The 20,603-nt window shown below is 66.0% G+C and carries 16 protein-coding genes; 7 read left to right on the top strand and 9 right to left on the bottom strand.

Features of this window, described 5'->3' with window-relative positions; genetic code table 11:
• Positions 1 to 25: 25 nt before the first annotated feature.
• From AC0KUR_RS26680 to AC0KUR_RS26650, 7 genes are all read right to left on the bottom strand, one after another.
• Complete coding sequence (locus AC0KUR_RS26680; RefSeq protein ID WP_034190907.1) at positions 26 to 2,263, bottom strand: polysaccharide biosynthesis tyrosine autokinase; 2,238 nt, start codon at positions 2,261 to 2,263, stop codon at positions 26 to 28.
• 53 nt (positions 2,264 to 2,316) lie between these two features.
• Positions 2,317 to 2,751 carry a low molecular weight protein-tyrosine-phosphatase gene (locus AC0KUR_RS26675; protein WP_034190906.1) on the bottom strand — a complete coding sequence of 145 codons (435 nt, stop codon included), beginning with the start codon at positions 2,749 to 2,751 and terminating at the stop codon, positions 2,317 to 2,319.
• The gene (locus tag AC0KUR_RS26670) at positions 2,748 to 3,923 is read right to left on the bottom strand and encodes a polysaccharide biosynthesis/export family protein (RefSeq protein ID WP_049035391.1); all 1,176 of its coding nucleotides are present in this window, start codon (positions 3,921 to 3,923) and stop codon (positions 2,748 to 2,750) included. Before AC0KUR_RS26670 ends, AC0KUR_RS26675 begins: the two co-directional genes overlap by 4 nt.
• Positions 3,924 to 4,103: 180 nt before the next feature.
• Positions 4,104 to 5,180: a sugar transferase gene (locus AC0KUR_RS26665; protein WP_049035390.1), complete on the bottom strand. Its 1,077-nt coding sequence runs from the start codon at positions 5,178 to 5,180 to the stop codon at positions 4,104 to 4,106.
• Between the two features lie 86 nt (positions 5,181 to 5,266).
• A complete protein-coding gene (locus tag AC0KUR_RS26660; protein WP_473376607.1) occupies positions 5,267 to 5,449 on the bottom strand; it encodes a hypothetical protein in 183 nt (60 codons plus the stop codon).
• A gap of 552 nt (positions 5,450 to 6,001) precedes the next feature.
• On the bottom strand, positions 6,002 to 6,946 hold the full coding sequence (locus AC0KUR_RS26655; RefSeq protein ID WP_226104035.1) for a GlxA family transcriptional regulator: 945 nt from the start codon (positions 6,944 to 6,946) through the stop codon (positions 6,002 to 6,004).
• A 1,502-nt stretch (positions 6,947 to 8,448) separates the two neighbouring features.
• Positions 8,449 to 9,357, bottom strand: a complete 909-nt coding sequence (locus tag AC0KUR_RS26650) for a LysR family transcriptional regulator (RefSeq protein ID WP_034190903.1) — start codon at positions 9,355 to 9,357, stop codon at positions 8,449 to 8,451.
• Positions 9,358 to 9,470: 113 nt separating this feature from the next.
• Here AC0KUR_RS26650 and AC0KUR_RS26645 point away from each other — a divergent pair, with 113 nt between their 5' ends.
• The 7 genes from AC0KUR_RS26645 to AC0KUR_RS26615 all read left to right on the top strand — a co-directional run bounded on the left by AC0KUR_RS26645 (position 9,471) and on the right by AC0KUR_RS26615 (position 18,807).
• Positions 9,471 to 10,820 carry an MFS transporter gene (locus tag AC0KUR_RS26645; RefSeq protein ID WP_034190902.1) on the top strand — a complete coding sequence of 450 codons (1,350 nt, stop codon included), beginning with the start codon at positions 9,471 to 9,473 and terminating at the stop codon, positions 10,818 to 10,820.
• Positions 10,817 to 11,857 (top strand): hypothetical protein, encoded by a 1,041-nt coding sequence (locus AC0KUR_RS26640; RefSeq protein ID WP_473376606.1) that lies wholly within the window; start codon positions 10,817 to 10,819, stop codon positions 11,855 to 11,857. Before AC0KUR_RS26645 ends, AC0KUR_RS26640 begins: the two co-directional genes overlap by 4 nt.
• A gap of 25 nt (positions 11,858 to 11,882) precedes the next feature.
• Positions 11,883 to 13,538: a tannase/feruloyl esterase family alpha/beta hydrolase gene (locus AC0KUR_RS26635; protein WP_473376605.1), complete on the top strand. Its 1,656-nt coding sequence runs from the start codon at positions 11,883 to 11,885 to the stop codon at positions 13,536 to 13,538.
• Positions 13,539 to 14,261: 723 nt separating this feature from the next.
• Complete coding sequence (gene msrB / locus AC0KUR_RS26630) at positions 14,262 to 14,789, top strand: peptide-methionine (R)-S-oxide reductase MsrB (protein ID WP_124609266.1); 528 nt, start codon at positions 14,262 to 14,264, stop codon at positions 14,787 to 14,789.
• 35 nt (positions 14,790 to 14,824) lie between these two features.
• Entirely contained in the window at positions 14,825 to 16,672 is a 1,848-nt protein-coding gene (locus tag AC0KUR_RS26625) for a cytochrome c biogenesis protein DipZ (RefSeq protein WP_473376604.1), read from the top strand.
• Between the two features lie 55 nt (positions 16,673 to 16,727).
• Positions 16,728 to 17,471: a peptide-methionine (S)-S-oxide reductase MsrA gene (msrA, locus tag AC0KUR_RS26620; RefSeq protein ID WP_059558018.1), complete on the top strand. Its 744-nt coding sequence runs from the start codon at positions 16,728 to 16,730 to the stop codon at positions 17,469 to 17,471.
• Positions 17,472 to 17,691: 220 nt separating this feature from the next.
• Positions 17,692 to 18,807: an aromatic ring-hydroxylating oxygenase subunit alpha gene (locus AC0KUR_RS26615; protein WP_034190663.1), complete on the top strand. Its 1,116-nt coding sequence runs from the start codon at positions 17,692 to 17,694 to the stop codon at positions 18,805 to 18,807.
• A gap of 28 nt (positions 18,808 to 18,835) precedes the next feature.
• On the opposite strand, the gene AC0KUR_RS26610 is transcribed toward AC0KUR_RS26615, so the two are convergent.
• Positions 18,836 to 19,225 (bottom strand): cytidine deaminase, encoded by a 390-nt coding sequence (locus AC0KUR_RS26610; protein WP_034190664.1) that lies wholly within the window; start codon positions 19,223 to 19,225, stop codon positions 18,836 to 18,838.
• A 25-nt stretch (positions 19,226 to 19,250) separates the two neighbouring features.
• Positions 19,251 to 20,567, bottom strand: a complete 1,317-nt coding sequence (gene deoA, locus AC0KUR_RS26605; protein ID WP_069707038.1) for a thymidine phosphorylase — start codon at positions 20,565 to 20,567, stop codon at positions 19,251 to 19,253.
• Positions 20,568 to 20,603 lie beyond the last annotated feature (36 nt).

Genomic DNA, 20,603 nt, shown 5'->3' with positions numbered 1-20,603 from the left:
CGGGCCGCCGGCGGCGGTGAGCGCGTCACGCATCCTGCGCCCCGTATTCATACGCGACGTAGCGGTACCCGCCGTACTTCGACCCGTATCCGTACTGCCCAAGCCGCGGGTTGACGCCGTTGAAGATGACGCCGCTCAGGCGGACCCCGTTCTGCGCGAAGCGCTTCACGGATTCGCCGATCTCGCCGAGCTTCGTCTTGCCCGCCATCGTGACGAGCAGCGCGGTGCCGGCGACCGCGCCGAGAATGCCGGTATCAGGCACGGCGAGCACCGGCGCCGAGTCGATCACGACGATGTCGTAGCGTGACGACAGGTCGTCCATCAGCGCCGCAAGATTGCGGTTCAGCAGCAGCTCCGCGGGGTTCTTCGGCATCGTCCCGGTCGAGATGAAGTCGAGACCGTCGACCACTTCGCGGTGAATCACGTCCTCCACGCGCGCGCTGCCGGCGATCAGCTCCGTGAAGCCGCGCCCGCGCGGAAAACCGAGATAGTCATGCAGCCGGCCCTTGCGGATGTCGCCGTCGATCAGCAGCACGCGCTTGCCGGCGCTCGCCATCACGACCGCGAGGTTCGCCGACAGGAAGGTCTTGCCGACGCCCGGCGTGGGGCCCGCGATCAGCACGATGTTGTTCTTCGCCTCGAGCATCGCGAACTGCAGCGCGGTGCGCAGGCTGCGCAGGCACTCGACGGCCGGTTCGTTCGGGAAGTCGATCGACAGGATCGACTTGTGGCCGCGCTTGCGCGCGGCCTCCTCGGCCAGGTCGCGCTGATGGTCGCTGATCGGCACCGTCGCGTACACCGCGAGGCCGAGACGGCGCTCGATCTCGTTGTGATCGGAGATGCCATGGAACAGCATCGAGCGCGTGATCGCGGTGCCGCAGCCGGCGAGCAGCCCGAGCAGCAGCGATGCGAGCGCGACGAGCGCCTTCTTCGGCCGCACCGCCACTTCCGGTACCGCCGCCGTGTCGACGAGGCGCACGTTGCCCGTCTTGCCGGCCTGCACGAGTTGCAGCTGCTGCATGTTGTTCAGCAACGCGGTGTAGAGGTCGGTGTTGACCCTCACGTCGAGCATCAGCCGCACGGTATCCTGCTGCAGGTCCGGCAGGCGCCGGATCTGTTGTTCGGCCGTATTCCGATAACCGTTCAGCGCGGCGATCTGCTCGTCGATCACCGCGACGCTCGGATGCCGCTCGGTGAAGCGCGACATCAGCTCCTGACGCTTCTGTTGCAACTCGAGCAGGCGCGTCTTCGCGTCGGCGGTCTGCGCCAGCGCGAGCTTCGCCTCCTCGGTGAGGTCGACCGTGCCGTGCTCGTTGCGCAGCTTCGTCAGGCGCGCCTCGGAATCGGTCAGCTGCTGCTTGAGCTGCGGCAGTTGCCCGCTGAGAAACTCGAGCGACTGCGCGGCCTCCGCCGACTTCCGCTCGATGTTCTGCCGCACGTACTGGCGGCCGATCTCGTTCATCGTGTCGCTGACCCATTTCGGGTCGGTGTCCTGCAGGCTGGCGACGACGACGTCCGATTGCTTCACGCGCTCCTGCACGTTGAGGCGGTCGCGGATGTCCTCGATCGTCTTCAGCCGCGAGTTGCGCACCAGCACGAACGCGGCGCCCGGCTTCGCGGCGATCGACGCGACCAGCAGCGTGACCGGCCCGCGCGGCGAGCTGAAATGCTCGAGCGTGCCGACCGTGCCCTCGACCGGCGCATCGAAATCGCCGCCTTCGAGCCGGTAGCGCTTGCCGCCGAGGTTCGTCAGCGAGAACGCATCGCCTTCGTTCTTGCGCGGCACGTCGAAGCGCGGCACGTCGATATGCTCGCGGCCCCATGCGTAGCCGCCGAAACCGGCCAGGCCGGGGTCGGACAGGCCGTCGGCATGGCGCGCGATCCAGTCGCCGATCAGCGGAAAGCGCTTCGGCTCGGCGTCGATGAACAGGTTGAGCTTGTCGACCGCGCGTTCGACGACGAGGCGCGACGCGAGGATCTGCTGCTCGGCGGCGGCCGAGGACTTCACGTCGAACAGCGCGGAGACATCGCCGAGCAACGACTTGGCGGCCGACGTGTCCGGGCTGTCCTCGACCTGGACCATGATGTTGGCTTCGAACACGGGCTTGCCGAGCATCGCATACGCGAGGCCCGCGGCAAGCAGCACGCACGTGATGATCGCGATCAGCCAACGGCTTTCCAGCAGGATGTCGAGCACCGCGACAAAGTCGGTCTCGCTGCCGTCTTCGGCGGTGGGCTGCGGCGGGGCGGAGGGTTGGGTCATGGCAGCGACGGGAGGCATATGGGGTTTCATTGGGGCATCGACCTGCGGCCGCGTCAGACGATACGCAGGCGCTTCGACCACTCGGACACGCCGAGCTCGATCAGTCGCGCGCAGCGTTCGAACACGAATCGGGGCTGGCGGTAAGGGTCGTGCACGTCGAAATCCGTGTACTCGCCGAGACGGAACACGCGTCCCCGCACGAACGGGAACTGGTTCTCGAGTGACGTCCGCTGGCGACGGTCCATCACGAGGATCAGGTCGGCGTCGGTACACAGCGAGCGGCCGATCTGCTGCGCGCGATGCGTCGACACGTCGAAGCCGCGCATCCGCATGACGTCCTGCGCATACGGCGCGGCCGGCATGCCGACCAGCGCGTTCAGGCCGGCGGACGCGATGCGGCGCCCGGGCATCGCGTCACGCAGCATCGCTTCGGCCATCGGGCTGCGGCAGATGTTGCCCTCGCAGACGATCAGGATCGATTCCATCACTTGGTCGCAATCGCCGCGGTCAGGCCGGCGTTGATGGCCGGCAGCAACAGACTGAGCACACGGCTGAAGCGCACCAGCCCGTTGCCGTCGACGTACACGACATCCTGCGGCTTCAGCTGGAACTGATTCGCCAGCACCATCGCGACCGGCGAGCGCGCGTCGAGGTGATAGACCTGCGGCTGCTCGTCCTGCATCCCGCGCACCACGTAGACCTGCGCCGCATCGGCCGTGTTTGCGTTCAAGCTGCCGGCCTGCGAGATCGCCTCGCTCAGCGTCAGCCGGCCATTGCGCATCGGCAACGCCGTCACGGGCTTGTTGACCTCGCCCATCACGAACACGCCGCTCTCGTCGCGCGGCAGCACGCGCACGAGATCGCCGTTGCGCAGCACGATCGTCGACGGGTTGCGCCCCTGCTCGGCCATCTCGGTCAGGTCGAGCCGGCGTTCGACGCCGTCGCGCACGAGCACGACGCGGCTCTGGTCGGCCGACGCCGCGAAGCCGCCGGCCCGCCCGATCGCGTCGTACAGCGTCATCGGGATGTCGTTGACGGGTTGCGAGCCCGGCGTATGCACCTCACCCTCGATATACACCTGCTTCGCGCGGAACGATGCGATGCGCACCGTGACTTGCGGATTCCTGAACGTCTTGTCGAGACGCCGCGTGAGCTGCGTCTGAACCTGCTCGGCCGTCAGTCCGGCCACCGGCAGGCGCCCCGCGAACGGGAACTGCAGCGTGCCGTCCTGGTCGACGACAAAGCCCGGCGGCGCATCGGCCGGGCGCGGCGCGGCTTGCGCCGGCGCGCCGAGCGCCGCCGCGAGTTCGGGGTGATCCCAGACGACGATCTGCAGCACGTCGCCGCGCCCGATCGTGTAGGCATCCGGCGACCCGACGACATCGCGCGCTTCGCCGCGCGTACTGCGTTCGGTGTCGCGCATGCGCCGGATCAGCGACAGATCGATGTTCGTGATCGACACCGGCAGCACGGTGCTCTCCGCCTGCGCGGCCACGCTTTGCAGCGGAATCGACGTCGGCTGCTGCATGCGCATGCCCGGCGCGATGCCGCACGCGCCCAGCAACGCACACAGCGGCGGGATCATCACGAGCGAACCGACACGCATTGGCCGGCGCGGCGCGATCGCGCGCGCCGACTCCATTTGACGCAACCTCTGCATTACACCCTCGCACTCTTTTAATTTGAAATTTCACCGGTCGCCCCGCGTCGTGTCGAACGCGAGTACAGCACCCCTGTCGAGACCGGACATGCTTGCCGCCACTGCTCACTGCCGAACCCCGCCGCGCCTGCCACAGTGACGCGCCGCCGCCCATCCTTCGCGACGTGCGCGCGGCAGCGGCTAATACGCGCCCGATCCGCGCACCACCACGTTGATCGTCCGCAACAGGATGCCGATGTCGCGCCGCAGCGACCATTCGCGCACGTAGGACACGTCAAGCGACACGCGCGTCGAATAGTCGGTGTCGTTGCGGCCGCTGACCTGCCAGAGTCCGGTCATCCCCGGTTTCGCCATCAGGTAGTAGCGCACGTCGGTGCCGTAGCGTTCGAGTTCCGCCTCGACGATCGGGCGCGGCCCGACGAGGCTCATGTCGCCCTTCAGCACGTTCAGCAGCTGCGGCAGTTCGTCGAGACTCGTCTTGCGGAGCAGGCGTCCGATCGGCGTGATGCGGACATCGTTCTTCAGCTTGAATTCGCGATCCCATTCCGCGCGGGCGTCGGCATCGCGCTCGAGCAGCGCCTTGAGCACCGCATCGGCGTTCGTCACCATCGAGCGGAATTTCAAGCACTTGAAGCGCCGGCCGTCGCGGCCGACGCGCTCGTGCCCGAAGATCGCCGGGCCGCCGTCGCGCCGCACGATCCACGCGATGCCCAGCAATACCGGCGCCAGCATCAGGAGCAGCAACGACGCGCACACCAGGTCGAAGCCGCGCTTGACCATGCGCTTCACGCGCCCCACCGCGCGGTGGCCGATCTCGCGCTGGCCGCGCAGGTCGGCGTGCGCGATGGCCGCCGCACGCATCCGATCGCCGGCACGCTCGATCATTCCGAAGAGCGCGAGCGTCAGCGCACGGAACGCGATCAGGCCGATCCCGCTGGCGAGCGTCCAGTACACGAACCACTCGCTCGACAGCACGTGCGCGCGATGCAGCATGTACAGCAGCGCGGTGCTCACGCCCTGCACGACGATCCACGCGAGCACGGTTCGACCGAGCACGTGCAGTGCCGAACGCGTGCGCGCCGCGTCGTAGATGCCACAGGCGGGAAATACCGACAAGGCCAGCGCGGCGGCAAACGCGACGAGCGCGCCGTCGAACAGCGTCCCGCGCGCGCCGCCGGTGGCACCGATCAACGCGGGAATGAACGCGCCCAGCACGATCAGCCCGATATCGGTCGCTCGATTGATCAACGAATTCATTGATATGAACTCCTAATTTTCAGTCCAGCATCCATCCGCGTTCCGCACCGGCACTTCACGTCAGAACTCATGGCGCCGCGAGGCGGTCATTCCGCTATGCCGCGGCACGCTGCGGTGCGCTCGCCGGTCAGCGTGCCCATCCGTGTGCCCGTCGGAATGTCGTCACTTCCGTGTTTCCGCAGTGCATCATATTCATCGCGACTTGCGCATTTATCGCTTGCGTCCGAATTCGCCTTGTTGATGGCTGATGGAATCAAGGGTGAATCCATGCCGGATTTATCCGATCGCCCTCACGATTGTCCCGATAACATTCCGTGCGAAATGACGCACGTCTTTTCAGTGATTCTCGAATCACGACCGCTACGGCACTACGCCGCCTCCCGCCAATGCAGGATTCATGTTGCCGGTGACATTCGCCATGCCAGACGGCGATTTCATCGCCGGGTGCCACGCGGAACAGACGAGCGAGCATCGGCGGTCAATGTCCGCGCGAATGCTGGTTCGAGGAATAAAAAGGCCTGCACGGTGCGCTCACGAACACACGGCAGGCAAAATTCCGAGGAGTACCGGGGTGCCGCCTCCTCGAAAGGCCAGTCGATAACCTAATCGAGCGGATACGCGGTTCGGGCGGCGGGTGTCGGACGGCGCCACGATTGTGGCCGAATCCGCCGTCGTTGCGCGTCGATCCACCGATATACGAATTTTGCAGTACGAATCGAGCGCCCTGTCATTCGATTGAAATACCGTTCATCCGGAAACTCATTACGCCCGGCACGATGAATTGACGTATCGGTTTCGAGTGACGAAAGGCACGCTCGCGACTACGATGTCGCGTTGTTCATCCAGCTGCTCAGATCCGACGCATACAGCATTTCCGCCGAGGCTTCGCCGCCTTTTCGAGCAGCGGCCCGATACTCGGTTGGTGAAGTCTGCAAGTGCTGGCGAAACAGCTTGGCCATCCGGTCGCCGCTGCCAAGGCCGGTTCGTCTCGCGACCTTATCGGCCGGAAGGTCCGTTTCGATCAGCATGCGACAGGCCTTTTCAAGGCGGATTCTCAACACGAACTCGGTTGGCGTCACACCGATCTCGTTCTTGAATCGCCGGAGGAAATTGCGCTCGCTCATCGCGGCGGCCTGCGCCTCGTCCGCGATGGAGATCCGATTCTCGCTGTTGACGCGCAGGTGATGGGCCGCGCGTCGGATCAAGGTGCTGGCGCGCGCGACACGAGCGCCGAACAGCACGTCGGTCAGCTTGCGGTTCGCACCGGATACCATGCACGCCACGATTTCCTGCGCGATTTCGTAACCCATGTCCACGCGCACGATCGACAACGCGTCCGAGAACGGCCCGTCGTCTTCGTCACCCGCACATTCGATGTCGTCGCGTCCGAGGTGCGAAGCGCCGTCGTCGTCCGCCGACGGCAACACCTTCTCGGCCTCCTTTTGCGCCAGGTGAATCTGCGTCAACAGCTTCCGGCCGCCACCGCTGCCCCTGACCACGCGCGCGCGCTGATGCGCGTGCCTGAGCCACGCGATCAATTGCTCGTCGAGAGCATCGATCCCACCCTCTCCGCTCAGGACGAACATCGCGTGAACCGTGCTTGCATCGAGCATGCGGGTGGCGTCCGTCCAGATTCCGACACCGGACGACGAACGAACCGGGCCGCCATGGATCGAATAAAGCCGCAATTCGTAGTGGTCGGCGAATGCGCCCTCGGCCCGACCTAGCTGATTGGCGAGTTCGAACACTGCCGCCAGCTTGCCCATCTGCATAATCGAAAAACCCTCGAGCAACAGTACGATTACGCTTACCCGTTGATGCCCGGTTCCGGAGCCTCTGCCACGATTCACGCTTAACCCCGCCGACGAATGATTCGATACTGTTTGCATCTTGCGGCCCTTTAACAATTTCTTACATTTCTTGATTTCTGCGCCGCATCATATGCGGCTGGGATTGTTAGCCGATTTATCAATGTCCGTTTCCGCCGTGTTGTTGTCGGAATCAATCAAGCCCGTGATGCGACCCTGTTTATTGGCAATAGCCGGATGGAATGTGAATTAATTCTCAAAATTCGATAGAAAATTGACGCTAGTCATCGACAGCGGATATCGATCGGGATAACGGGAAACTTACCGGGCTCAGGATAATTGCGACGAAATTCGGGCCGCCCGGTGCATGACGCCCGTGAGCCGGTGGATCAGGGCTGGATGAGGGGAGATGTTTCGGCGACCGCATGGGTGTGCGGACCACCGCAAATTCGGGCAGTTGCCTCGATTATTCGTGCACCTCGGCATCACGTTCAAATCGATGTCGCGTGCACGGGTCCCGGGTGTAATGCAGACGGCAATCGATGTAATCGTGTGAGCCCTGATCGGAAATTGCTGAACACGAATGGGTGGTGCGAAGTACGATTTGTATTCGCTTCGATATCGAGGCAAACGTTCGCGACGGACATATTCATCCGATGTCATTGGAAATCCACGCAGTATCCCGTGCTGTATCGACGCTCGAATAGCGGTGCAATTACCGAATATTTCGAAACGGTGCCACGCAAACGTTTCGTTAAATATGGATATACCCCTGATGGGCGCACCAAATTGATGCAGCAATGTCGCGCCGACGCCCTATTCGACATATCGACGTCGCCGGAGAGCGGCAAAATGCGACGCGTTGCGTTCGGACTCGTTTCGACGCTATTGGCACAGCTCGCGGCGTGCCACCGCGCCAAAGCCAATGTGCCTGCAGGCAGCGTGGCACACAAATTGACGGGATGGCCAGGCAATTCGTGAATACGATGACACGCGACCACGTCGCCTTCACGGCAGAAACCTGTCGTGGCGCCGGCAACGACGGATTCGATGCCGTTGTCCGACCGTATGAACGCGGTCGTGTCGCGACAGCCAGTACGTCACGATTGGCGTTCCGGCCATGCGTTCGCATCAGGCGAGCCGGATAGAGGCATGTAGACCGTTTCGACATCCCAAACAAGAGGCTTGCAAAAGGCGGCGGGGCCATACATGCACGAAAAGCGGGAAATCGGCAAACCCTGCGGTCGGCTTTGCCATCGGAGCGACCCGCATCCTGTACCGCCGGCAACCCGTTTTGCCCCGCCGGGCCACAGACCATCACCTGTAACCGATCGCTCCCCACGATCACGCGATGCGACGGAGCGTCCGAGAAGGCAGCCCGAGCGTCCGGGAATTTGTCGACATTGCACAATGGAACTCGGCAGACCGCGCCATCCGTCAGGTGCTTGCCGTTCTCAGGCTTATTCGCGATGCGGGTGACGCTGGACAAACATCAGCAACGCTTCACGGAAATGCGACGCGGCGGGGTTTTGCAAATCATGCCGGGTAACGAGATGCAACGGCGCGCGAAACGCATGATCGCCGGCCACACGGCAGTAGCGCACGCTTTCCTGATGGTAACGTTGCATCGACGCCGGAACGAGCGATACGCCGCCGCCCGCCGCCACGAGATTGATTGCCGTCACCATGCGCGGCACCTCTTCCGCGACGTGCGGCTCGAATCCCTTCGCCTGACAAGCGCGAATGAAGTCCGCGTACATGCCGGGCGCACCCGGCCGACGCACGAAGATGAACGATTCGTTCGCGAGCTGTTTGAGCGACACGGAACGACTGCTGACCAGCCTGTGCCCCACCGGCAGCACCAGCAACATGCGTTCTTCGGCGAGGAGTTCGAAGCGTAGGTCAGCGGGCGTTTCGACCGGTTTGCGGAGAATGGCGGCATCCGCGCGGCCGTTCAACATCATTTCGATGATCTCCGCCGCATTCACCTCGCTCATCTCGATCGAAATCTCGGGGTACATGTCCCGAAAATTGCGAATAGCGGTAGGCGTAAGGGGGTGAAACGCCGCCGAACTCGTGAGCGCGATACGCACCGTGCCGATCCGGCCTTGCGCCACTCGGCGCGCATGGACGACGGCGTTGTTCAGTTCGAGCAGTACCGTACGCGCGCGTGCGGCGAAGATCTCGCCGGGCGCCGTCAACACGACGCCGCGGGGCTGCCGCACGAACAGCGCGAAGCCTAGTTCCTGTTCGAGTTCCTGAATCTGCTGCGACAACGGCGGCTGCTGGATATGCAGTCGCGCGGCGGCCCGAGTGAACTGACCTTCTTCGGCGACGGCGAGGAAATAGCGCAGCTGTCTGAGTTCCATCGTTTGTCTGGTATATGCGTTGGATATGGCAACCGTGTCTCATCGGTATTTTACATTCGCGACATCGACACGTACGCTTGCTTCAAAAGCTGGAAGCGCATCAAAGGAGACACATGCAATCCACCTTGCAAGCGGCTGTGCACGCGTCGGCCGCAACGGCACTCAGCCGTTCGCAAACCCGCCGCGCGGTGCTCGCGTCGGTCATCGGCAATGGCCTCGAGTGGTTCGACTTCCTCATCTACGGCTACTTCGCGAAGATCATCGCGCAGGTGTTTTTCCCTGTCGGCAACGGATTTGTGTCGATCACGCTGACGCTTGCGACGTTCGCGGTCGGCTTCGTGGTGAGGCCGCTAGGCGGCATCGTGATAGGCGCATGCGCGGACCGCTACGGTCGGCGCAAAACCTTGTCGCTGCTGATTCTGCTGATGGCGGCGAGCACGCTGATGATGGGCCTGACACCCAGTTACGCAGCCATCGGCATGGCCGCACCGCTCCTCGTCGTCCTCGCCCGTATTCTGCAAGGGCTCTCGGTGGGCGGCGAGTTCGCGACAGCGGCCGCGATGCTGACGGAATACGCGCCGCCAGGGCGCAAGATGTTCTTCGGCAGTTTTCAGATGACGTCACAGGCCGTCGCGCTGCTTCTGTCGTCGCTGTGTTCGTACTTGCTCACCACGCAGCTGTCGCACCAGTCGCTCGTGACGTGGGGTTGGCGCGTGCCATTTCTGCTCGGCGCGCTGGTGGGGCCCGTGGGCTTCTACATCCGCCACAAGGTCGGCGAGTCGCCGGAATTCGTACAGTTGCGGGAGCGCCTTGGACATGCGCCACGCCAGTCGCTACGGACATTCATTCGCGAGCGCGGCGATGCGGCGCTATGCGCGATGGGCGTCATCATCATCGGCGCCGCGACCAATTATCTGTGGCACTCGTATATGCCGCTCTATGTCGAACACCAGTTGCATCTACCGCTCAAGAACGCGCTGTTCGGCACGGCGATCTCCGGATTGATCGGCATTGTCGGCTATCCGCTGGCAGGGAAGCTTGCCGACCGCTTCGGCGCGTATCGACTGTTCTTTCCGGTGACGATCGCCTGGGTATGCGCTGCCTATCCGCTTTTCGCATGGGTGCTCGCGGCGCCCTCGCCCGAACGCGTCTTCAGCGCGCAGATAATCGCGACGGTCGTGCTCAGCGTCATGTCGGGCGCGCACCCCGGCATGCTGACGCAGTTGTTTCCGACGGCCATGCGTTCGACGGGCGTGGCGCTGTCGTACAACGTGGCCGTCACGCTGTTTGGCGGACTCGCGCCGCTCACCGTTTCGACATTGATCGACGTCACCGGCTCGCGCATCGTACCGGCGTGGTATCTGGTGTTCGCCGGCATCGTCTCGTTGTTGCTGGTCGGGTTCACGTCGTCCGGGCGACGCTTGCGCCGCGAGCCCGACCTGTGGCCGGGTGATACAGCATGAGCGCCGCGATGTGCCTTCCCCGGAACCACGAGATGCGTCCACGCAACGAAGTACCCGTCAAGGTCGTCGCCAGCGAGCGGTTGACCGTTTCGACGTCACGCGGCGCAGCGAACGTGCCGCTGTTCACGGGCGGCACCGCCGCACGGGCAACCGCGACGCAGGTCGTCGTGATACTGCACGGCCGATTGCGCGACGCCGACGCATACCTTCGATCGACGCAGCGCGCGCTCGACGCCTCCACGGCCGATGCGAAAAGCGTGATGCTCGCCGTGCCGCAATTTCTCGCGACGGCCGACGTCGCGTATCACCGGTTGGCGGACGCCTGTCTGCATTGGGAATGGACCTCGTGGATGGGCGGACTTGACGCAGTCGGTCCAGCGCCGCTCAGCTCGTTCGATGTGCTCGATGCGCTCGTCGAACATTACGTGCAGGGCATGCAGAGCGGCCGCTATCCGAAGCTGCGCGAGATCGTGATCGCGGGACATTCCGGAGGTGCGCAGGTCGCGCATCGGCACGCGATACTCAGCAACGCTACGGCATGTTGTCTCGCACGCGGTGTGAAAGTACGTTACGTCATCGCGAATCCTTCGTCGTATGTGTATTTCGACGCGTGGCGTCCGCACTGCGAGGGCATCGATCGAACCGCATGCGCCGGATTCAATGAATGGAAATACGGCACGTCGCGACTTCCCCGCTACGCGGACGGACTCGACGCGCAATCGCTCGAACGTCGTTATGTCGATCACGACGTCACCTATCTGCTCGGTGCGCACGACGACGATCCGGCGCACCCGGCTCTCGACCGCTCATGCGAGGCGATGATGCAAGGCCCGCACCGCCTCGCACGCGGCCGCGCGTACTACGCCTATCTGCGCGCCCGGCATCCGGCATTGCGGCATGTGCTGCATGAAGTTCAAGGCGCGGGGCACAGCGGCGATGCAATGTTCGTATCGCAGGCCGGCGTGTGCGCACTGTTCGGCCCCTCCGTTCGGCTCGCCGAATCTGGCGTCGAGCAGGCAGGCGGTGCTGTCGAATAGCAATCCATTCATCCTGGAGACGACGATGGACAACAGACCGTTGTGGGGGGCACTCGCCCTCAGCCTTTGCATCAGCGGGTGCGGCGGCAATGAGTCGCGCGGCGGCGCTTCGGCGAGTTCGCCGCCACCGCCGTCAGCCGCGGCCCAATGTGCGGCATTGAACGGCCTGGCGATTCCGGCATCGTCGATTGCCGAGCCGACCGGCGGCGCGACGATCACGAGCGCCACGCTGGTGGAGGCCGCCGGTGAATATTGTCAGGTGAATGGGGCCATCGCTCCCGTCGATCCCGCGGCGCCGTCGATCAGGTTTCAGGTCAATCTGCCGACCCACTGGAACCGCAAGGCGCTGCATTATGGCGGCGGCGGCTTCGACGGTACGCTGATTACCGGCGTCGACGCGCTCGACATGGCGCCAACGGGCACGCCGACGCCGCTTGCCGACGGCTACGCGACGTTCGGCGACGATTCCGGGCATCAGAGCACCAGCATCACCGACGGCAAGTTCGCCGCGAATGACGAGTCGCTGGCGAACTACGGCGGCCTGAGTCTGAAGAAGACACACGACGTCGCGATGGCGCTCATCAGAAAGCGCTACGCGAGCGCGCCCGGCAAAACCTATTTCTTCGGCAGTTCTACAGGCGGTCGGGACGGGTTGAGCGAAGCGCAACGCTGGCCCGCCGACTATGACGGTATCGTCGTGAATCGCCCGGCGCTCAACTATACCGGGCTGCGTTTGAGCAATGTCGCGCTCGGCCGCGCACTCTACCTGAACAACGGCGCAGGCTGGCTCGATGTCGCCAAAACGGTACTGCTGCAAAATGCCGTCATGAGCGCGTGCGATGCGCTCGACGGTGTCGCCGACGGCATCGTGTCCAACGTGGCGGCGTGCAAGGCGCAATCGGCGACGGTGCTGGCGTCCGTGCGTTGCCCGAACGGCGCGGATTCGGGCGACACCTGTCTGTCGGATGCGCAGATCGCGACCATTCAGACCATCGCTGCACCGTTGCAATTGCCTTATCCGCTTGCGAACGGCGTGACGCAATACGCCGGCTACAACATCCTCGCCGGTTCGGTGTTCGCGGGGCCGTACACGACGCGTGATCTCGGCGAATCGAAAGTACCCGGGAATCCCGCGGGAAAGAAAGACGCGAACCAGTGGGTGACAGGCGACCAATGGGTCAAGTACTTTGTCACGCGCGTGCCCACGTTCGATTCGTTGACGTTCGATCCGGTCAATCCCGGTGCGTATCAGTCGCGCGTCCAGGCGCTATCGGCGCTGACCGATGCAACGAGCACCGACCTGAGCGCCTATGTCGCGAAAGGCGGCAAGCTCATCATGACGCACGGCCTTGCCGACGAGATCGTGAGCACCGACTCGAGCACCGACTATTACGCCGGTCTGGTGCAGCGCTTCGGACAAGGAACGATCGACGGCTTCGTGCGGTTTTATCTGATGCCGGGGGTCGGCCACGGCACAGGCCCCTTTCATCCCGCCATCGATTCGCTATCCGCACTCGATGAATGGGTAGAAAGCGGCAAGGCACCTGAAACACTGACGATGAGCGACCTCAACGCCGCCACGCTCGGGAGGACGCGCCCGTTGTGCCGCTATCCCCTGTGGCCCAAGTATATCGGTGGAGATGTAAAGGCAGCGGCGAGCTTCCAGTGCACTAGCTCGTAGCGCACGGCAGTTTTTCTCGTCATCGTCGTTGCCCGGTTGCACCGTCGTCTTTCAGGAACCCGAGCACAACGCCATCGCGTCGACGGGTGGAACGCGAGGATCGCTTGCGCGAACGAACGACCGTTTTGCCGTCGGTAATCCGATGTCACCGCTTCCAAAGCGATTCGGCGTTCGCGAGTCTCGGGATGTCGGAGCAAGGTCATCGCTCATGATCGTACTGTCGCGCAAGTCAATCGCACGCATGGGGTCGCACTGCTCGAGTCCGCGGAGCGGGCGCCCCCCCTGTCGGGTGGTCACCCACGCTCGTCACGCAACGCGACGAAGTGATACGGATCGTTGCAACGGACTCAAGCAGACAAAGCGCGCGATGCGAGCTGCCGCAGCACCGTCTCGGCGACCGTGCCGGGGCGCGTGCGGGTGGTATTCGACGCACTTGGCGAATTGCTCAAGGATTGCGAGGACAGGCGGATCTGACTCCGGATTCGCCACGCAACTCAACGAAAACTAAAAAAACACTTAAAAACGCGGCGCGAACCGCTGCGCGGTAAATATCGTCAGCTCACCCGTCCGAAGACGCTTGCCAGCTGGAACATCGACGGATTCCACCGCCCCCCTCGGAACACCCCAGATGTCACGATTCATTTAACTTTCCGTGAGGACTTCGACACCGGCCGCTGTCTACGATGGGCGCATGTTTTCAGGACCTGCTTCCAGGAGCCCATCATGCCCACCCGCAGACATCTGCTGTTCGCCGGCGCCACCGGTCTTGCCGCGCTCGCGGCGCTGTCGTCCGCCGGACGGCGTGCGCTGGTCGGCCGGGCGTTCGCCGCGCCGCCGGCCGGCGCACCGGCGGCCCCTTTCGAGGTCACGCTCAGCGATGCCGAATGGCATCGCCGGCTCACGCCCGCCCAGTACACGATCCTGCGCGAAGCCGGCACCGAGCGGCCGTACAGCAGCCCGCTGAACGACGAACACCGGGCCGGCACGTTCGCGTGCGCCGGCTGCGCGCTCGCGCTGTTCTCGTCCGCCACCAAGTTCGACAGCCATACGGGCTGGCCGAGCTTCTGGAAGCCGCTCGACCACGCGGTCGACACCCACACCGACACGACGTTCGGGATGGTCCGCACCGAAGTGCACTGCCGGCGCTGCGGCGGGCACCTCGGCCACGTGTTCGACGACGGCCCGCAGCCGACCGGCCTGCGCTACTGCATGAACGGCCTCGCGCTCACCTTCCATCCGGCCGCCGCCTGATCCGGCCCCCCTTCCGACCGACTGGAGAACGCACCATGCTGCTCATCGTCCTTGCCTATCTCGGGGGCGTGCTCACGATCCTGAGCCCCTGCATCCTGCCCGTGCTGCCGTTCGTGTTCGCCCGCGCCGACCAGCCGTTCGTGCGCACCGGCCTGCCGCTGCTCGCCGGCATGGCGCTCACGTTCGCCGTCGTCGCGACGCTCGCCGCCGTCGGCGGCGGCTGGGTCGCACAGGCGAACCAGGCCGGCCGCTGGATCGCGATCGTCCTGCTCGCCGTATTCGGCCTGACGCTGCTGATGCCGCGCTTCGCGGAACACCTGACGCGCCCGCTCGTCGCGGCCGGCAACCGGCTCACCGGCTTCGCGCAGCGCGCCGGCCGCCCGGCCGGCCCCGCTTCGTCGCTGCTGCTCGGCGTCGCGACCGGCCTGCTGTGGGCGCCGTGCGCGGGCCCGATCCTCGGGCTCGTGCTGACCGGCGCCGCCCTGCGCGGCGCGAGCGTCGGTACGACGCTGCTGCTCGTCGCGTATGCGGCCGGCGCGGCGACCTCGCTCGGCGTGGCGCTCGTGATCGGCGGCAAGGTGTTCGCCGCGATGAAGCGCTCGCTCGGCGCCGGCGAATGGATCCGGCGCGGGATCGGCGCGGCACTGCTGGCCGGCGTCGGCGCGATCGCGCTCGGCCTCGACACCGGCGCACTCGCGCAGCTGTCGACCGTCACGACGGGCGGCCTCGAGACGAAGCTGGTCGACCGCCTCGGCGGACGCTCGAACGGTGCACCGGCCGCGATGGCCGCGACCGGCACCGCTGCCGACAGCGCAACCGGCGGCGCGATGATGGCCGCGGCCGCCGACGGCGCACCGGCCGGTGGCGGTGCGATGATGCGCGCGGCCGTCACGACGCCGTCCGCGCTGCCCGTCGAAGGCACGCTGCCGTCGCTCGACGGCGCCGTGCAGTGGCTGAACTCGCCGCCGCTGACCGCGGCCGGCCTGCGCGGCAAGGTCGTGCTGGTCGATTTCTGGACGTATTCATGCATCAACTGCCTGCGCACGCTGCCGTACACGAACGCGTGGGCACGCAAGTACGCGCCGTACGGGCTCGTCGTGATCGGTGTGCACGCACCGGAATTCGCGTTCGAGCGCGACATCGGCAACGTGAAGAAGGCCGTGCACGACCTGGGCATCGACTACCCGGTCGCGATCGACAACGGCTATTCGATCTGGCGCGCATTCAACAACGAATACTGGCCGGCGCACTACTTCGTCGACGCGCAAGGGCGCGTGCGCCATCACCACTTCGGCGAAGGCGAATACGCGCAGTCGGAGCGCGCGATCCAGTCGCTGCTCGCGGAAGCCGGCCATCCGGAAGCGCTGAACGTGCCGCTCGGGCTGGCCGGTGCGCCCGCGAACGGGGCGCTCGCGGCGGCCGACAGCGCGGACGTCCGCTCGCCCGAAACCTATGTCGGCTACACGCGTGCGGAGAGCTTCACGTCGCCGGGCGGCGCCGTGCGCGATGCGGCGCACCGCTACGACGCGCCGGCCCGGCCGGACCTCAACGACTGGGGCCTCGCGGGCACCTGGAACGTCGGTGCCGAGCGCGCGTCGCTCGCCGCGCCGGACGGCCGGATCGTGTACCGCTTCCATGCGCGCGACCTGCACCTCGTACTCGGCCCGGGTGCGAACGGCCAGCCCGTGCGCTTTCGCGTGACGCTCGACGGCGCGGCCCCCGGCGCCGCGCACGGCACCGACGTCGACGCGCAGGGCTACGGCACCGTCACCGGCCAGCGCCTGTATCAGCTCGTGCGGCAGCCGGGAGCGATCGCCGATCGCACGTTCGCGATCGAGTTCCTCGATCCCGGTGTCGATGCGTACGCATTCACTTTCGGTTGATCGCGTGCGCCGCCACCCGGCGCCGTATCCCCGACCCATTGAAAAGGAGCAAATGATGATCCCGATCTCCCCCCGTGATGCCGCGGCGCGACGGCGCGCGACCTTGCTGCGCCGCATCGGCGCCGTCGCCTTCGCGGCCGCCGCCGTGTTCGGCTACCAGCGTATCGTCAATTCCGCCGAGCCGATGCGCACCGTGCCCGCCCCGACGCTCGACGAGACGTCCGGCGCGTCGCACGACGAAACGGCCGTGCTCGCCGGCGGCTGCTTCTGGGGCGTACAGGGCGTGTTCGAGCACGTCAAGGGCGTGAAGCAGGTCACCGCGGGCTATGCGGGCGGCGCGTCCGAAACCGCGCACTACGCGCTCGTCGGCTCGGGGCTGACGGGGCATGCGGAATCGGTGCGCATCGTCTACGACCCGACGCAGATCACGTACGGCCGGCTGCTGCAGGTGTTCTTCTCGGTCGCGCACGATCCGACCGAACTCAACCGGCAGGGCCCCGATGAAGGATCGCAGTACCGGTCCGCGATCTTCCCGACCACCGCGCAGCAACGCGCGGTCGCGACCGCGTACATCGCGCAGCTCGGCACGGCGCACGTGTTCCCGGCGCCCGTCGTCACGCGGGTCGAGGACTACAAGGGGTTCTATCCGGCCGAGGCGTATCACCAGAACTACCTCGAACTGCATCCCGACGCGCCGTATATCGCGTTCAACGACCTGCCGAAGGTCGCCGGGCTGAAGCAGCGTTTCCCGGCGCTGTACCGTTCCGACGCGGTGCTGTGGCGCGACGCCCGTTCATGACCCGCCACCGGCCGCGTAACGGGATACCGCCCGCCGCGCGGCCGGGCACGACCGGCGCGCGCCGCCTGCGTCCCGATTTGCGCCGCATCAACGAAACCCGTCGCGCCATGCCGGGGCAAACCCGCATCGCGTCCGCCGTCGCGGGCAACTTCGCGTAGACTTCTCCAGATCCCCGCCGCTTCTTGCGGCGCCCGGACTACCCGCCCAGGAGGCGTCACGCATGCTCGCAGTGCCTTTGCCTGACAGCAACACCGTTGGAGAATCGTCCTCCGGCGCCACCGTGCGCGACCTGCGCCGTGTGCCGATTCATCCCGATCACTGGTACCCGCTCGCGTGGTCGCGCGAGCTCAAGCGCGGCAAGACGCTCGGCGTGCACTTCGCCGGCGAGCCGATCGTGCTCGTGCGCACCGAGTCCGGCGCCGTGTACGCGCTCGAGGATCGTTGCGCGCACCGCCAGGTGCCGCTGCACGCGGGCGTCGTCAGCGGCGAAACGCTGCGCTGCTGCTATCACGGCTGGACCTACGCGTGCGACAGCGGCCGCTGCGTCGACGTGCCCTATCTCGGCCGCGAGCGCTTGCCCAACGGCGTGCGCGCGTATCCGTGCCGCGAGGCGCACGGGCTGATCTTCGTGTTCCCGGGCGACGCGACGCTCGCCGAGGAACGGCCGTTCCCCGCCCTCGAATCGGCGGACAACCGCGCGTACAAGACGCGCCGTTTCGGCCGCGAGGTCAAGTGCCACTACTCGTTCATGCACGAGAACCTGATGGACATGAACCATCAGTTCCTGCACCGCAAGCAGATGGGGCAGATGCGCGCGCGCTCGGTGGGCCGTCGCCGCGGCGACGACTGGGTCGAGGTCGACTACACGTTCGCGCGGATGGAAGGCAAGCAGCCGGTCGGCGAGGCGCTCGTGTTCGGCGCGAGCAAGAAGCCGGCCGACCAGTCCGACAAGAGCGTGATGACGGTGCGCACCGGCTACCCGTACCAGACGCTGCAGATCCGTTCGAGCGAAGGCACGCTCGTGATGGACCTGTGGATCGTCTACGTGCCGCTCGACGCCGAACAGCGCACCAACCGCACGTTCGGCCTGCTGTCGATCCACAAGCCCGGCATCCCGTTCGCGCTCGATCTCGCGTGGCCGCTGCTCGTGTGGTTCACCGAGCGCATCTTCCGCGAGGATCGCTGGATCGTCGAGCGCGAACAGGAAGCGCACGATCGCCAGGGCGCCGACTGGAACCACGAGGTGTTTCCGGTCATCAACGAGTTGCGCGACCTGCTGCGCCAGTGCGGCGCGCGCACCGTGATCCCGATCCGCGAAACGCGCGAAGGCGCGTGACGCGTGCGACCCGCCGCGGCGCGCGCCGTTACAGGCTGAACGCGCCCGGCAGCAACGCACGGGCCGTCGTGACCTCGACGGCCCCCTTCAGGTTGGCGAGGATCACTTCGATGTCGGGCAAGCCGATCTCGATGATCACCTGACGGCACGCACCGCACGGCGCGATCGGGCCGTCCGTGTCGCCGACCACCGCGAGCCGTGCGAAGTCGCCCGGGCGATAGCCGGCGGCGATCGCCGAGAACATCGCCGTGCGCTCCGCGCAATTGCACAATCCGTAGGACGCGTTCTCGACGTTGCAGCCGTGGAAGACCGTCCCGTCGCGCGCCTGCAGCGCCGCGCCGACCTTGAAGCGCGAATACGGCGCATACGCGCGTTCGCGCGCCGCCCTGGCCTGTTCGATCAGTTCGTCTCGTTCCATCGAAATGATGCCTCCGGGAGTGGGGTCAGCCGATCTGCTGGTAAAGGGTGGGTGGCGCTTCGCCCGTCTCGCCGAGCACGTAGCTGCGCCGCACCGCGTCCACCGCGTGTGCAGCCGCCGCGCCGTCGCGCGCATGCACGTAGCCGAGCGGCTCGCCGGCCTCGACGCGCTGCCCGATCTCCGCCAGCGCCGTCAGTCCGACGCTGACGTCGATCGCGTCCTCCGCGCGCGTGCGGCCGCCGCCGAGCGCGACGACCGCCAGCCCGAGCCCGCGGCAATCGACCCGCTGCACCACGCCGGTCGCCGGCGCGGGAACCGGCACGATCACCGCCGCGCGCGCCAGATGCCGGGCGGGCACGTCGATCAGGTCCGCGGGGCCGCCGAGCGCCGCGACCATTCTCGCGAAGCGTTCGGCCGCCGCACCCGAATCGAGCGCCTCCTGCAGCTTCGCGCGCGCCGCCGCGACGTCGCGCGCCAGCCCGCCCGTGACGAGCAGCTCCGCCGACAGCGCCATCGTGACGTCATGCAGGCGCGCCGGGCGCGACTTGCCCGTCAGGTAGTCGATCGCGCAGGCGACTTCGAGCGCATTGCCCGCGCACGGCGCGAGCGACTGGTTCATGTCGGTGAGGATCGCGGTCGTCTTCATGCCGGCGCCGTTGCCGACGTCGACGATGCTGCGCGCCAGTTCCGCCGATTTCTCCGCGGTCGGCATGAAGGCGCCGGAGCCGACCTTCACGTCCATCACGAGCCCGTCGAGCCCCGCCGCGAGTTTCTTCGACAGGATCGACGCGGTAATCATCGCGACCGACTCGACGGTCGCCGTCACGTCGCGAATCGCATAGATGCGCTTGTCGGCCGGCGCGAGCCGGGCGGTCTGCCCGATGATCGCGACGCCGACCTCGCGCACCGTGCGACGAAACGCATCCGTCGCGGGCATCACGTCGTAGCCGGGAATCGCGCTGAGCTTGTCGAGCGTGCCGCCCGTATGGCCGAGCCCGCGCCCGGAGATCATCGGCACGTAGCCGCCGCACGCGGCCACCATCGGCCCGAGCATCAGCGACACCACATCGCCGACGCCGCCGGTCGAATGCTTGTCGATCACCGGCCCGTCGAGATCGAGCGCGCGCCAGTCGAGCACGTCGCCCGAGTCGCGCTGCGCGAGCGTCAGCGCGACGCGCTCCTCGGTGCTCAGGTCGTTGAAATACACGGCCATCGCGAACGCGGCCACCTGGCCCTCGGTCACGCTGCCGTCGGTCACGCCGCGCACGAACGCGGCAATCCCGTCGCGATCGAGCGGTTGTCCGTCGCGCTTCCTGCGAATGAATTCCTGCGGTAGAAACATCGTTGCCTCTCTTCGAACGGTCGGAGTCTACTGCAC

The sequence above is a fragment of the Burkholderia sp. YHN3-13 genome, from assembly GCF_055810675.1.
This window is presented reverse-complemented; position numbering and strand designations above follow the sequence as displayed.

What these genes read in the sequence shown, in the direction of transcription:
- AC0KUR_RS26680 (WP_034190907.1), bottom strand. Translation starts at nt 2,263, where the DNA reads ATGACCCAACCCTCCGCCCCGCCGCAGCCCACCGCCGAAGACGGCAGC.
- AC0KUR_RS26655 (WP_226104035.1), bottom strand. Translation starts at nt 6,946, where the DNA reads ATGGGCAAGCTGGCGGCAGTGTTCGAACTCGCCAATCAGCTAGGTCGG.
- AC0KUR_RS26625 (WP_473376604.1), top strand. Translation starts at nt 14,825, where the DNA reads ATGCTGCTCATCGTCCTTGCCTATCTCGGGGGCGTGCTCACGATCCTG.
- AC0KUR_RS26645 (WP_034190902.1), top strand. Translation starts at nt 9,471, where the DNA reads ATGCAATCCACCTTGCAAGCGGCTGTGCACGCGTCGGCCGCAACGGCA.
- AC0KUR_RS26665 (WP_049035390.1), bottom strand. Translation starts at nt 5,180, where the DNA reads ATGAATTCGTTGATCAATCGAGCGACCGATATCGGGCTGATCGTGCTG.
- AC0KUR_RS26670 (WP_049035391.1), bottom strand. Translation starts at nt 3,923, where the DNA reads ATGCAGAGGTTGCGTCAAATGGAGTCGGCGCGCGCGATCGCGCCGCGC.
- msrA (WP_059558018.1), top strand. Translation starts at nt 16,728, where the DNA reads ATGATCCCGATCTCCCCCCGTGATGCCGCGGCGCGACGGCGCGCGACC.
- AC0KUR_RS26640 (WP_473376606.1), top strand. Translation starts at nt 10,817, where the DNA reads ATGAGCGCCGCGATGTGCCTTCCCCGGAACCACGAGATGCGTCCACGC.
- AC0KUR_RS26615 (WP_034190663.1), top strand. Translation starts at nt 17,692, where the DNA reads ATGCTCGCAGTGCCTTTGCCTGACAGCAACACCGTTGGAGAATCGTCC.
- AC0KUR_RS26610 (WP_034190664.1), bottom strand. Translation starts at nt 19,225, where the DNA reads ATGGAACGAGACGAACTGATCGAACAGGCCAGGGCGGCGCGCGAACGC.
- AC0KUR_RS26635 (WP_473376605.1), top strand. Translation starts at nt 11,883, where the DNA reads ATGGACAACAGACCGTTGTGGGGGGCACTCGCCCTCAGCCTTTGCATC.
- AC0KUR_RS26650 (WP_034190903.1), bottom strand. Translation starts at nt 9,357, where the DNA reads ATGGAACTCAGACAGCTGCGCTATTTCCTCGCCGTCGCCGAAGAAGGT.
- msrB (WP_124609266.1), top strand. Translation starts at nt 14,262, where the DNA reads ATGCCCACCCGCAGACATCTGCTGTTCGCCGGCGCCACCGGTCTTGCC.
- AC0KUR_RS26660 (WP_473376607.1), bottom strand. Translation starts at nt 5,449, where the DNA reads ATGGATTCACCCTTGATTCCATCAGCCATCAACAAGGCGAATTCGGAC.
- deoA (WP_069707038.1), bottom strand. Translation starts at nt 20,567, where the DNA reads ATGTTTCTACCGCAGGAATTCATTCGCAGGAAGCGCGACGGACAACCG.